Source organism: Acetivibrio ethanolgignens, assembly GCF_001461035.1.
Classification (GTDB): Bacteria; Bacillota; Clostridia; order Lachnospirales; family Lachnospiraceae; genus Velocimicrobium; species Velocimicrobium ethanolgignens.
Window position 1 is genome coordinate 1 of record NZ_LNAM01000051.1, and the last position, 296, is coordinate 296.

A 296-nucleotide genomic window follows, 5' to 3' on the forward strand; every position below is an offset into this window, starting at 1 on the left:
GAATACGATATGAAAGTAAGTGGGAGGGTATAGCACCATATGCACCATTGTTTGGACATTAAGAAAACACCTAGATAATGGAGCAAAACTACAAGGATATATTACAACAGATTATGGATTAAAAGACGTATATGAACCATCAGAAAGTACATATTTTACAGGAGAAAAACAGATAAGATATGTACCACATATAAAAATAACAGGTGTAACATATGATGTAAAGTTAGAATATGAAAATGCACCAAATGGAGTAGAATTACCTAAAGTAGTTCAAATAAATGCGGGACATAAATTAG

1 protein-coding gene is annotated in these 296 nt (G+C 31.4%); it reads left to right on the top strand.

Annotated elements, in window-relative coordinates; all coding sequences use genetic code 11:
• Window positions 1–19: 19 nt before the first annotated feature.
• Window positions 20–296: hypothetical protein (locus ASU35_RS03685; RefSeq protein WP_187142651.1), on the top strand; the 277-nt coding region annotated here is incomplete at its 3' end.